Origin of the sequence: Vibrio sp. ZF 223 (assembly GCF_003050585.1) — a bacterium.
GTDB lineage: Bacteria > Pseudomonadota > Gammaproteobacteria > Enterobacterales > Vibrionaceae > Vibrio > Vibrio crassostreae.
Window position 1 is genome coordinate 196,529 of the sequence record NZ_PIGB01000008.1, and the last position, 12,944, is coordinate 209,472.

At 46.6% G+C, this 12,944-nt stretch carries 11 protein-coding genes; 3 read left to right on the top strand and 8 right to left on the bottom strand.

What is annotated here, in order from left to right; translation table 11 throughout:
* Positions 1 to 147 precede the first annotated feature (147 nt).
* Entirely contained in the window at positions 148 to 1,626 is a 1,479-nt protein-coding gene (locus CWO13_RS16310) for a sensor domain-containing diguanylate cyclase (protein ID WP_108083240.1), read from the top strand.
* A 93-nt stretch (positions 1,627 to 1,719) separates the two neighbouring features.
* Here CWO13_RS16310 and CWO13_RS16315 read toward each other — a convergent pair whose 3' ends face one another.
* Together CWO13_RS16315 and epmB are read right to left on the bottom strand one after the other, a co-directional pair.
* Positions 1,720 to 2,208 (bottom strand): MgtC/SapB family protein, encoded by a 489-nt coding sequence (locus CWO13_RS16315; protein WP_055320086.1) that lies wholly within the window; start codon positions 2,206 to 2,208, stop codon positions 1,720 to 1,722.
* 195 nt (positions 2,209 to 2,403) lie between these two features.
* Complete coding sequence (epmB, locus tag CWO13_RS16320) at positions 2,404 to 3,426, bottom strand: EF-P beta-lysylation protein EpmB (protein WP_108083241.1); 1,023 nt, start codon at positions 3,424 to 3,426, stop codon at positions 2,404 to 2,406.
* Positions 3,427 to 3,459: 33 nt separating this feature from the next.
* Here epmB and efp point away from each other — a divergent pair, with 33 nt between their 5' ends.
* Positions 3,460 to 4,026 carry an elongation factor P gene (gene efp / locus CWO13_RS16325; RefSeq protein ID WP_048661402.1) on the top strand — a complete coding sequence of 189 codons (567 nt, stop codon included), beginning with the start codon at positions 3,460 to 3,462 and terminating at the stop codon, positions 4,024 to 4,026.
* 999 nt (positions 4,027 to 5,025) lie between these two features.
* Here the strand turns inward: efp and frdD are convergent.
* The 4 genes from frdD to frdA are packed head-to-tail and all read right to left on the bottom strand — an operon-like array spanning position 5,026 to position 8,397.
* Complete coding sequence (gene frdD / locus CWO13_RS16330; RefSeq protein ID WP_052880182.1) at positions 5,026 to 5,412, bottom strand: fumarate reductase subunit FrdD; 387 nt, start codon at positions 5,410 to 5,412, stop codon at positions 5,026 to 5,028.
* Positions 5,413 to 5,424: 12 nt separating this feature from the next.
* Positions 5,425 to 5,808 (bottom strand): fumarate reductase subunit FrdC, encoded by a 384-nt coding sequence (gene frdC / locus CWO13_RS16335; RefSeq protein ID WP_048607793.1) that lies wholly within the window; start codon positions 5,806 to 5,808, stop codon positions 5,425 to 5,427.
* A 1-nt stretch (position 5,809) separates the two neighbouring features.
* Entirely contained in the window at positions 5,810 to 6,574 is a 765-nt protein-coding gene (locus tag CWO13_RS16340) for a succinate dehydrogenase/fumarate reductase iron-sulfur subunit (protein WP_009847917.1), read from the bottom strand.
* Positions 6,574 to 8,397: a fumarate reductase (quinol) flavoprotein subunit gene (frdA, locus tag CWO13_RS16345; RefSeq protein WP_048607796.1), complete on the bottom strand. Its 1,824-nt coding sequence runs from the start codon at positions 8,395 to 8,397 to the stop codon at positions 6,574 to 6,576. The genes CWO13_RS16340 and frdA overlap by 1 nt, the downstream gene beginning before the upstream one ends.
* Before the next feature lie 450 nt (positions 8,398 to 8,847).
* Here frdA and epmA point away from each other — a divergent pair, with 450 nt between their 5' ends.
* Positions 8,848 to 9,819, top strand: a complete 972-nt coding sequence (epmA, locus tag CWO13_RS16350) for an elongation factor P--(R)-beta-lysine ligase (protein WP_107899582.1) — start codon at positions 8,848 to 8,850, stop codon at positions 9,817 to 9,819.
* A gap of 101 nt (positions 9,820 to 9,920) precedes the next feature.
* Here epmA and CWO13_RS16355 read toward each other — a convergent pair whose 3' ends face one another.
* Together CWO13_RS16355 and CWO13_RS16360 are read right to left on the bottom strand one after the other, a co-directional pair.
* Entirely contained in the window at positions 9,921 to 10,808 is an 888-nt protein-coding gene (locus CWO13_RS16355; protein ID WP_048661408.1) for a DMT family transporter, read from the bottom strand.
* A gap of 161 nt (positions 10,809 to 10,969) precedes the next feature.
* A complete protein-coding gene (locus tag CWO13_RS16360) occupies positions 10,970 to 12,850 on the bottom strand; it encodes a methyl-accepting chemotaxis protein (RefSeq protein WP_102431392.1) in 1,881 nt (626 codons plus the stop codon).
* Positions 12,851 to 12,944 lie beyond the last annotated feature (94 nt).

Here is a 12,944-nt window from a genome sequence, read left to right on the forward strand (position 1 = left end):
CCTTGTTTAGGCGTTATTACATTCAATTCCACAACCAAGATAAACTTCTCAAACCACCTGATAAGCATATTGTTTTATATTTCCTATTGCAGTATTTTTACTTATAAGTACAATGTGCGATAAATTCCCAATGATGATTTATATGCTTTGATTAACCACCATACCATCGATTTTAAAAAGGCTTTTTTAAGTCTGACCGCCAGTTTTTTAGTAGTTTTGAGCTTGTTGCTCGTTGATTCAGCGGAAGAATCAGATAAACAGTATGGAATCGAAAACCAAGGCGTGACACGCTCTTTAGCGGAGCTCACACAGATCATAAATGCGCTTGAGTACAACATCACTGCGCTTTATCCACTGCATGGGGATACCTACGTATTCTCGCATGACAAAAAGATTGAAGGTGAGACGTGCTACTTCACTAGTGAGGAGCAACATGCCCCTCGTTTTGATTTTATGTTCTCTGGCCCTCGCGAGATGTGTAACCCGAAATCGGACCTTTATACCGAAGCGGGTAAGCGTTTGTTTATTGCGCCTACCATGGCCTATTTCGCCAATACCATTGATACCATCTCAGCGATCTACTTCATCTCGAAAGAGAAGTTTATTATCTCTTCCCCCTCTGATATTGCCCAATATATGAAAGGTGATACGTTCGACTCTGTCGTAAATAGCCGACCATATTGGATCAATACGGTTCGCTTTGGCCTATCGCAAGGCAAAGACCAAGTGGTGTATACCGGCCAATACGATGATTATCTGACAGGTCAAAAAGTGGTGACCTTAACCAAAGGGATTTACGTTAATGGTGAGTTTAAAGGGGTATTGGGTGTCGATGGCTATGTCTCTAACCTAGTATCAAACCCTACCCATGGCTATAAAGTCACAAGTACGCGAGGCACAAACAAATACGGCTTTATGGACTTTACCTATTCTAAGCCTCTGTATGTTTATGACATTAACACCCAGCTATATCTGAGTATTGAAGAAGATAAGAGCGAGCACTTTCTGCATGTATTGGAGATGGAGAAGATTCAGCTTTCGATACTGTTGGTTTTGTATCTGCTCTCGGTTTTATGGCTATGGCGTTTCTATACAAGACAAGAGCACCAGCGTTTAAATGCCCTAGCAATGCGCGACCCATTAACGGGCTTGCTGAATCGACGTGGCTTTGAAACTCGATTACTGGCGCAAGATGAAGAGCCGATTATTGGTGTTGGCGTGTTTGATATCGATGATTTCAAAGTCGTTAATGATCAATATGGTCATAAAGTGGGGGACGAGGTGATTTGTCATGTTGCTCAGTTGATGCTGAACAGCGTTAGACAGCAAGATATCGTGGCTCGATTTGGTGGTGAAGAGTTTGTTGTTGCGATTACGGGTGAATCATCAGAGTTGCTTTCATCGATCTTTGAGCGAATCAAAAACGACATTAGCCTACAGAGTTATCGATGCCCAACGGGTGACAAGATAAATATCTCTGTCTCTGGTGGCGCGACGCTCTACTCTTTGTACAAATTCGACAGTGTTGGGCACTTGTGGGAAAACCAGAGTATTCGCGCTTGCGACGAACAGCTCTATAAGGCAAAGGCTGCGGGCAAAAACCAGGTGTGTATTCAGGTGTATTAAGCGCTTTCGTAATAGCTTAAAGCCTAGTCGTTTGACTAGGCTTCTTTTTTGTCTAAGGAATTGTGTCTAGTAAATCTCATTCAAGAAGAGAGGTTACTTTTTCGCGCGACCTTTTCTCATCCACTTTTGGTGAACACCACGACGCAGGCTCTGGAAGCTATTTTCCACCTTGTCGACACCAAGCAGAATCACTAGCGCCATTAGCGTGATAATGACTGATTGGGAAAGGTGGCCAAGTGCGATCATCATACCTAATGCAGCGAGTACCCAGATAATCGCGGCTGACGTGACACCATGAATCTTGCCATCCAATGTCATCATTACCCCAGCGCCAAGGAAACCCACCCCAGTAATTATCTGCCCAAGCACACGAGCTTGATCAAGCGTATTGGGGGAAAGGCTAATCGCCATGGTGAGGAAGAAGTAGGTGCCGCTGATGATCAGAATCGATGTCCTGATCCCTACCGGTTTACCGCGTGTTTGTCGCTCGATGCCGATTAACGAACCACACAGCATGCATACTGCAAGACCTGCCCAGCTAAAGGGGGCAAGGTTGAGAGTTTGTTCTATAAATTGTGTCATATCACCCCTCCTAAAAATTTAGAATAGAGCCGAGTATGCTAATAATAGACCGGACGATCGAACAAAAACTTTTTGTCTTAACGATTGATAAAGATGACTTAAAGTCTAGCAGCCGATGTTGTTAAGGTGAAGCTAGGGGAGTTTTTCTTTTGTCGCTTCTTGATACTCAAGAAGCGACCATTGCTCGAGATAGAGTTATTCAATGTGTAGGTCGAGTGGTGTCTTGCTGCTGCGTCCGCCAATCTCTCGGGTTAATTTAGGTACTAGGTAGCCAGAAACCTCAGAGATTAATCCCTTAAAGTGATGCTTCGCTTCTTCATCTGAAATATAGAAATGAGCAGCACCCTGAACCTTATCAAGTACATGCATATAGTAAGGTAAAACCCCGGCATCGAATAGTTTTTCGCTTAAATCTTTCAATGAGTTAGCGCTGTTGTTCACACCTTTAAGCATCACGCCTTGGTTGAGCAGAGTCGCTCCAGTTAGCTTAAGCTTATGGAAGGCTTGCTTGAGTTCAAAGTTGATTTCATTGGCATGGTTAATATGGCTGACCATGACCACATTAAGACGAGTTTGAGCTAATGATTGGCACAGCTCATCCGTTACTCGAGCGGGAATCACAACCGGTAATCGGCTATGAATTCGAACGGTTTTTACATGTGGGATCTGTTCGATAGCATTGATAAGCCACTCTAGTTCGCTGTCTTTGGCCATCAGTGGATCGCCACCCGACAAGATAACCTCGTTGATCTCTGGGTGAGCCGCCACATAGTCGAGGCTGGTTTGCCAAACAGACTTGGAGCCCTTGTTATCTTGATAAGGGAAGTGACGACGGAAGCAGTAGCGGCAGTTAATCGCACAGCCACCCTTCACTATCATCAGTGCTCGATTTTTATATTTGTGCAGTAAGCCCGGGATTGCGTTCTCTTGCTCTTCTAGGGGATCAGCGGAATAGCCTTGGTGCACCTCAAACTCTTCACTTAGCGGTAAAACCTGTCTTAGCAAAGGATCGTGTGGGTTGCCTTTTTCCATTCGTTCGACAAAGCTAAGAGGTACCCGAAGTGCAAATAGCTCACGAGCAGCGAAGCCTGCTTGCCACGGTGTTGGGTCTATTTCCAATGCCTCAAGCAGTTTTGTCGGGTCAGAGATCGCATTCGATAGTTGTTTGAGCCAGTTTTGCTCAACAGATTCGACTTTTCGGGTTATGATATGCGGCATTGAAATTAACTCAAAGATGTGGAAGAGAAAATCATGGCGTCAGTAAGCACCAATGAATTCAAAGGCGGTTTAAAATTCATGTTAGATAACGAGCCTTGCTCAATTATCGACAATGAATACGTTAAGCCAGGTAAAGGCCAAGCGTTTAACCGTGTAAAACTTCGTAAACTGCTGTCAGGCAAAGTGTTAGAGAAAACATTCAAATCAGGCGAAAGCTTTGAGCTTGCAGATGTTGTTGACGTTGAACTAGGTTACCTATACAACGATGGCGAATTCTACCACTTCATGAACAACGAAACATTTGAGCAAATCGCAGCAGACGTAAAAGCAGTTGCTGACTCTGCAAAATGGTTAGTTGAAAATGACGTTTGTACTCTAACGTTGTGGAATGATAACCCTATCACAGTAACTCCACCAAACTTTGTTGAGATCGCAGTAACAGAAACCGATCCTGGCCTTAAAGGCGACACACAAGGTACTGGCGGTAAGCCTGCAACTCTAGCAACTGGCGCGGTAGTTCGCGTACCTCTATTCATCGCTATCGGTGAAGTTGTTAAAGTTGATACTCGTACTGGCGAATACGTTGGTCGTGTAAAATAATTTGATTGTGTCCATCTTGTTTAAGATGGCTCAGTGAAATAAGAAAGGTCGCTTATGAGCGACCTTTTTTTGTATTAAAAAAGCAGATGCGCGTAAACGAGATGCGGGATGCGAAGAGCTTAAGAGTAGATGCGAGTAAGCGAGATACGGGATGCGAAGAGCTTGAAGGGCAGATGCGAGTAAGCGAGATGCGGGATGCGAAGAGCTTGAAGGGCAGATGCGAGTAAGCGAGATGCGAGATACGAAGAGCTTGAAGGGCAGATGCGCGTAAACGGGATGCTAGATACGAAGAGCTTGAAGGGCAGATACGAGTAACCGAGATGCGCGATACGAAGAGCGGTAAGGGCAGATGCGCGTAAACGAGATGCGGGATGCGAAGAGCTTGAAGGGCAGATGCGAGTAAGCGAGATGCGAGATACGAAGAGCTTGAAGGGCAGATGAGAGTAAGCGGGATGTGGGATACGAAGAGCTTGAAGGGCAGATGAGAGTAAGCGGGATGTGGGATACGAAGAGCGGAAAGAGCAGGTTAGAGTAAGCGGGATGCGGGATACGAAGAGCGGAAAGGGCAGATGCGCGTAAACGAGATGCGCGATACGAAAAATAAAAAAAAAGCAGAGCTGGATAACCTAGCTCTGCTTTCGCTTTTCTGCTCTTAAGCTTTTCGCATCTCGATTACTCGAATCCCGCATCTGCTTTAAGCTCTTCGCATCTCGATTACTCGAATCCCGCATCTGCTTTAAGCTTTTCGCATCTCGATTACTCGAATCCCGCATCTGCTTTTAAGCTCTTCGCATCTCGATTACTCGAATCCCGTATCTGCTTTAAGCTCTTCGATACTCGATTACTCGATTACTCGAATCCCGCATCTGCTTTAAGCTTTTCGCATCTCGATTACTCGAATCCCGCATCTGCTTTAAGCTTTTCGCATCTCGTTTACTCGAATCCCGCATCTGCTCTTAAGCTCTTCGATACTCGTTTACTCGAATCCCGTATCTGCTCTTAAATCATAAAGATGAAAATAACAGACAATGCGCTGATTAGGCCTGCAAAGAAGTAGCAACCCACTTTACCCGCAACGCCGACGTGGAACTTAAGGTCGTGCATGCCGTGGTGAAGACGGTGCATTGCGTGCCACATTGGCAGTGCCAGCGTACCGATGATGAATAGCGCACCGATGATGCTGGTGGCGAACTCAGACACACGCTCGTAGCTCATTGCGTCCGCATCGATGATGCCCATTGGCACTAAGATACCCAACACTAGAATCGTGATCGGTGTGATCATCGCGAACCAAGTACCGCCAGCGCCAAATAGGCCCCACCAGATTGGCTCATCAGAGCGTTGTGGGTTGTGGTTAACAGGTTTTACTTTGTAATTTGTGTTCATAACGAAAGCTCCTTACACCACAACAAGAACGATTAAAGAAATAAAAGCCACCGCTGCCCACTGGGTCAGTACGATGATTCTTTTATCAACCAATTTGCCTTTAAGACGGATTGGCATTACTTGAGGCATCATGCTGAAGAAGGTCTGAGCGTGCAGCAAGCTGCCAAGCAGTGCCACGATATTAATACCGACAACAATAGGATTCGCCATGAAGCTCAACCAACCAGCCCAAGCTTCAGGGCCTTTCACTAGTGCACCCAAACCGAAGGTTAGGAACAGAGTGAATAGAATCAAAGGCAGTACAGTCGCTTCACGTAGCATGTAGAAGCGGTAGAACGGATGGTTGCTCCACCACGTTCTCTTCATCTCACGAACATAAGGCTTACGATTGCTCATATTATGCCTCCTCTGCTGTTTTTACTTGCGATCCGTCTGGCTTGAACATCGAGATAACGAAGTCCATTGAAGACTCAACTTTACCTTGGTTCACTGCCGCTGCTGGGTCTACTTTCTTCGGACATACGTCAGAACAGTAACCTACAAACGTACAGCCCCAAGCGCCATTGTCGCCATTGATAAGCTTCATACGTTCAGCTTTACCATTGTCACGGCTATCTAGGTTGTAGCGGTGAGCAAGAGCAAGAGCCGCAGGGCCGATGAACTCAGGGTTTAGACCGAACTGAGGACACGCTGCGTAACACAAACCACAGTTGATGCAGCCAGCGAACTGTTTGTACTTCGCCATTTGCTCTGGAGTTTGGATGTTAGTGCCGTCTTCTGGCTTACGGTCGTTACCAATGATGTAAGGCTTGATTGCTTCAAGGCGCTCGATGAACGGCGTCATGTCGACAATCAAATCTTTTTCGATTGGGAAGTTAGCCAAAGGCTCAATCTTGAAGCCATTCGGGTAGTCACGTAAGAAGCTTTTACATGCCAGTTTTGGCACGCCATCAACCATGATGCCGCAAGAACCACAAATCGCCATACGACAAGACCAACGGTAAGACAGGTCTTTATCTAGGTTATCTTTGATGTAACCGATCGCATCAAGTACTGACATGGTTTCATCAAACGGAACTTCAAAGGTTTGAAAGTGAGGTTCTGCATCGTGCTCAGGGTCATAACGCAGGATTTCAATTTTTTGGATTCGATTCGCTGACATTATGCTTGCTCCTCTTCGCTCTTCTTAGCATTCTCTTCTGCTGCTTTTTCAGCGGCAGCGGCTTTCTCTGCAGCTTCACCGTACAGACGAGCTTTAGGTTGAGATTTGGTAATCTTAACGCCGCTGTAGTCGATGGTTGGTGCTGCATCTTCGTTGTAGAAAGATAGAGAGTGTTTCAGGAAGTTCACGTCATCACGTTCTGTGCAGTTGTCGTCTAGACGTTGGTGTGCACCGCGAGACTCTTTACGAAGAATCGCTGAGTGAACCATCGCTTCTGCAACTTCAAGGCCGTAACCCACTTCGATAGCGTAAAGTAGGTCAGTGTTGAACACTTTGCCTTTGTCTTTAATGCTGATCTTCTTGTAGCGCGCTTTCAGTTCAGTGATTTTGTCGATGGTCTTTTGCATCAAGTCTTCTTGACGGTAGATACCACAACCCGCTTCCATGGTGTGACCCATTTCAGTACGGATATCAGCCCAGTTCTCGTCGCCTTCTTGAGCCAAGATGCCTGCGATGCGATCTTCAACCGCTTTCACTTGCTTAGCGATAGACTCTTCGTTCCAGCCTTTGAATTCAGCAGCGCGTTTCACCGCTTCTTCACCAGCAACGCGGCCAAATACCACGAACTCAGCCAGTGAGTTAGAACCTAGGCGGTTTGCACCGTGTAGGCCAACTGAAGCACATTCACCAACGGCGAATAGGCCTTTGATGCGAGTTTCACAAGTACCGTTAGTTTCAATACCACCCATGGTGTAGTGAACAGTCGGACGAATTGGGATTGGCTCTTTTGCTGGGTCTACGTTTACGTACGCTTTTGCCAGCTCACAGATGAACGGAAGACGCTCTTGCAGATACTCTTCACCCAGGTGGCGAAGGTCAAGGTGTACGACATCACCAAGAGGGTGCTTGATGGTGTTGCCTTTCTGCTGTTCGTGCCAGAATGCTTGGGAAACTTTGTCACGAGGACCCAGTTCCATGTATTTGTTTTTCGGCTCGCCCACTGGAGTTTCAGGGCCCATGCCGTAATCTTGTAGGTAACGGTAGCCGTTCTTGTTGACGATGATACCGCCTTCACCACGACAACCTTCGGTCATCAAGATGCCAGTGCCCGGTAGGCCTGTTGGGTGGTATTGAACGAACTCCATATCACGCAGTGGTACACCGTGGCGATAAGCCATTGCCATACCGTCGCCAGTTACGATGCCGCCGTTGGTATTACAGTGGTAAACACGACCTGCGCCACCGGTTGCTAGAACAACAGATTTTGCTTTGATGGTAACAAGCTCACCTTCAGACATGTGAATCGCGATTAGGCCTTGTACTTCGCCATCTTCAACGAGCAAATCCACCACAAAGTACTCATCAAATCGTTTGATTGTGTCGTACTTCATCGAAGTCTGGAACAGAGTATGAAGCATGTGGAAGCCGGTTTTATCCGCTGCGAACCACGTTCTCTCTACCTTCATACCGCCGAATCGGCGTACGTTTACTTCACCGTTTTCTTTACGACTCCATGGGCAGCCCCATTGTTCCATTTGGATCATTTCGCGAGTCGAGTTTTCAACAAAGTATTCAACAACATCCTGTTCACATAGCCAGTCGCCACCGCCAACAGTATCGTTGAAGTGGTTATCTAGACTATCTTCGTCTTTAATTACCGCTGCTGAACCGCCTTCTGCAGCTACCGTGTGCGAACGCATTGGGTAAACTTTAGAAATCAGTGCTACTTCCAATTCAGGATTAGCTTCAGCTGCTGCAATTGCTGTACGAAGACCAGCGCCGCCTGCGCCGATGACTGCGATATCTGTGGTAATTGTCTTCACAGTTATTCTCCAGTGTGATGCGGAGTATTCCGCTTGTAATTATAAAAAGCATTTAGAGAGTACTTAAACGGCATCAACCGTTTATCACCCCTAAGCCTTAAGTGGTAGGTTCAGTGTAAGAGAGGAAGGTATTCGAAAAGTTGATGCATTTGGGTTTTTAGGTCGGTAGTGCATATGGAGGCATAGAATTTATAGGTTATGTGACTGCAATCACGGCAATGAATTGTTGATAACGATTAGCCCACAGGGCTTGTGTTAACGGCTTGTTGAGTATGATTTTTGTTATCAATGTGGATGTGAAAGCTGTATTGATAATTGTATTGTAGAACGTAATTTTCTGGCTCCATTAAGGCAACATTTTGCTTTCATCTATAGAAAGATAGAAGCTTACAAAAGAGGCGAAAGGTGGTAATTTCCGTCGCCTAGAATTCAGTAATATGGAACTTAATAATGCACTCAACATGGCAACCAGCCGCAACCATTAAGCAGTTAAAGCAACGTGCTGATATCCTTAATCAAATCCGTCAGTTCTTTGCTGAGCGAAACGTGATGGAAGTGGATACGCCTGCGATGAGCCACGCCACGGTGACGGACGTGCATTTACATACTTTCAAAACTGAATTCGTAGGGCCGGGTTATGCGCACGGTCAGCCCCTGTTCTTTATGACTAGCCCTGAGTTTCATATGAAACGTCTATTAGCGGCGGGCAGTGGCTGTATTTACCAAATTTGTAAGTCTTTCCGTAACGAAGAAAATGGCCGTTATCACAATCCTGAGTTCACCATGCTGGAGTGGTATCGCGTCGGTTTCGATCACCATGACTTAATGGATGAAATGGATCGGCTGTTGCAGCAAATCCTCAAGTCGGGCTCAGCACAGCGAATGACTTACCAACAAGCCTTTATCGACGTGTTAGGTGTGTGTCCCCTTGAAGATTCGATGGATACCTTGAAACAAGCGGCAGCGAAACTTGGGCTCAGCGACATTGCTGATCCTGAAGAAGATCGCGATACGCTATTGCAGCTTCTTTTCAGTATTGGGGTGGAAGCAAAGATTGGCCAACAGGTGCCAGCCTTTGTTTATGACTTCCCAGCCTCACAAGCGGCATTAGCTAAGATTAACCCCGAGGATTCGCGAGTGGCGGATCGCTTTGAGGTGTATTTCAAAGGCATCGAGTTAGCAAACGGCTTCCATGAATTAGATAAGCCACAAGAGCAGCTCAAGCGCTTTGAAGATGACAACGCCAAGCGTATTGAGATGGGCTTATCGCCTCAGCCGATTGACCATCACTTGATTGAGGCATTAAAAGCGGGTTTACCAGATTGTGCGGGTGTTGCTTTGGGTATCGATAGGCTGATTATGCTGGCTTTGGGTTACGACCACATCGATGATGTGACCGCTTTCCCGTTCCCACGTTCTTAGCTTTTTGTTTTTTTACTGAGAGCTAATAGCTCTCAGTTTCCATCAGCTTGGCTAGCTGACCAGAATACCAGTACCACTATCTGACTAGAATACCTGTGCCACTAGCTAACCAGAATACCAGTACCCACTACGGCAACAATGGCACCTATCCAAGCGTAGGCATTTGGCCTCTGCTTGGTGTAAAGCCAGAGTATTGGTAACAACATAATCGGTGTGGTTGAAGATAACAAAGCAACCATGCCGACATTGCCTTCCTGTAACGCATACAAGATCAGCGTCATTCCCACTGCCATCGCTAAAAAGCCGTTAACTGCCGTAATCGCAAATATCTGACCATTCATCGGGTTGATTGCGCGTGACAGCTTGGCACCTGTTAAACGAAATGCGGAGTGGGCGACAAAGGCGGTGATCATCCGAATCGCAGAAGCTGCTACTGGATCGATGTTGGTTTGCATTACCGGCTTTGCAATGATGCCACCCAGTGCTTGGCAAATCGCAGCTGTAATTCCCAGTGCAACGCCAATCCAAACGGTGCCTTTGATGGTTTCGAGTTGGTTGTTGGCTTGTCCTCGACGACCAAAGAATATCGCGGTTAATACACCACTGAACACCAAAGCTGAGCCAATTAGCTCAACAGAAGTCATGCTTTCGCTAAACAGGAAGTAACCGAGAATCGCCGAGAACACGGCGTGACAAGAGAACAGTAAACCCGCTTGACGCGGCCCCATTCGGTTCAGACAGGCAAATAGGGCGGTATCACCAATGAAGATGCCAATTAGCCCAGACAGCATCATCGGTGTGACTAGATTGGCTTCGACAGTTGACCAACCTCCGGTAAACCAAGCCATACTCGATAAGATGATTGCGGTACAACCCATTCGCCAGCGGCTATAGGCGAAAGAACCTAAGTGTTGAGCAGGCTTTACGGACATTAGGCTCGCAATCGCCCAAAGAAAAGCGGCAGCTAGAGCTAACCATTCGAATCCCATCTGAATAACATCCTTGTGTCTGGGATAAATTAGCTCATCAATATGCATTAAACCGAACTGAGAACAAAGTGATTCTTATGAAAAGAGTCACTTTGTTTCAGCTATTGGTTTACGTCAGCAGCCTCTCGGTGGTGTGGTTTACTTACTTTGCTTGAGGTGAGTTATACCTTAAAGCGCTCCACATCTCGGCGCATCGACTCGGCAGCGCTACTCATTTCATTGGAGCTATTACGGCTGCTTTCAGCTTGCTGTGCTAGGTCGTCAGAGGCATCTTTGATCCCTTGCGTATTACGGCTGATGTCTTCGCTTACCGCGCGTTGCTCTTCTGCAGCACTGGCTATTTGCAGTGCCATATCGTTGATTTCAGTGATGGCTTGAGTGATTTTAGAGAGGCTGCCATGAGCTTGCTCTGCGAAGCCAACGCTGTTCTCTGCCAGTTGGGTGCTGGTGGTCATGCTTTCAACGGCATGTTCGGTATTCTTCTGCAACGTATCAATCATCACGCGGATCTCTTCCGTTGAGCCATGCGTTCTTTGGCTTAACACTCGAACCTCGTCTGCGACAACGGCAAAGCCACGACCTTGTTCACCTGCACGCGCGGCTTCAATTGCAGCATTCAGTGCCAATAGGTTGGTTTGCTCGGCAATGCCTTGAATAGTTGACAGGATTTGGTTGATGCTTTGCGCGTTGTTTTCCAGTTCTCGGATGACATTGGCCGCGTCTTCCACTTGGGTCGCAAGACTAGTGATGGCATCGCGGTTCTGTTGAATTACTTCTTGGCCGTCATTACAAGCGGTTGCAGAGGCTTGAGAAGCGGATGCGGTTAATTCGGCATGGCTCGCCACTTCGGCTGCGGTGGCCGACATCTCATGAATCGCGGTCGCAATCTGGTTGATATCGTTTTGCTGGTTCTCAACTCGAATGGAGGATTGGGTCGCCAGTTGGTTGGCCTTTTCGGCATGATTGTTAAGATCGTGGCTGTGCTCTATGACGCCCTTCAACATGCTTTGCATCTGGCTTAAGAATTGGTTTACAAGTTCGGCCAGTTTGCCTATCTCATCCATACGCGTGATATCAATACGTTGAGTGAGATCACCTCTGCCTTGAGCGAGTTGAGTCAGCGCTTCAGATAAGGTTTGTAATGGAGAAAGCAGGCGGTTGATCACCATTGTGCTCGCAATCGAAATGACGATGTATAAAACCAAAGAGGTTAGGGAGATGAATTGAATCGCATCAGAGACCGCAGAAAACGCCATTTCCTTATCGATAACAATACCCAGAGACCAATCGGTATTCGGGACATTGGCAATGTAAACCAGTTTATCCCCTTGGCCAGGCCAAGTTAGCGTGGTGATCGTTTGGTCTTGGATCAATTGCGACACTTTGTTTGCAGTGAGTCCTGGGTTCAAACTGGTCAGTGGTTTCTGACTTAGCTCTTCATCCGTGTAGGCAACGATGTTGTTGTTACCATCCACTAAAAACGCAAAGCCATCGTTATCCAGTTTTACATTGAGAACCGTATCAATAATGCTGGTGACGGTTAAGTCTGCTGCGAGGACACCTTGTCTTTCACCGTTGAATGCTTTCGCAAAGCTGATGACAATGCTGCCATCGAAGTCTTGATAAGGCTCGGTAATGATGAGGTTTGATGTTGCGTTGGCATCTTTATACCAAGGGCGGGTGCGTGGGTCATAGCCTGCTGGCCAATCTTCACCTTTATCGCCATACGCGATAGTGCCATCGCTGAATCCCGCATAAACAGACAAAAACTGCCCGGCTTGTTTGGTGATCAATAACTCGCGGTCAGAATTACTATTGCTTGAAATAGTCGGCTCGTTAGCAAGCATCATATCGCTGCGAGTTGAGAGCCAATCGGCAATATAATTGGTAGTACCGACACTGACATTTTTCATTTCTTGGTTGATCGCGACTTCAGTCTCTTGAGTCAGTTGATTAACCGATATCCAAGCTTGAGCGCCACTCACGACGGCAATAATGACCGCAATAGCGATCTGAATTTTAAATTTAATAGTATGTCTCAAGGTCCATTCCTCTCTGATTAGACAAAAAACTAGGGCGTGTTGACCTTTCGCGGTTCAATTTTGTTCGAGATAAAAGCGTTTTAATCGCGGCGAG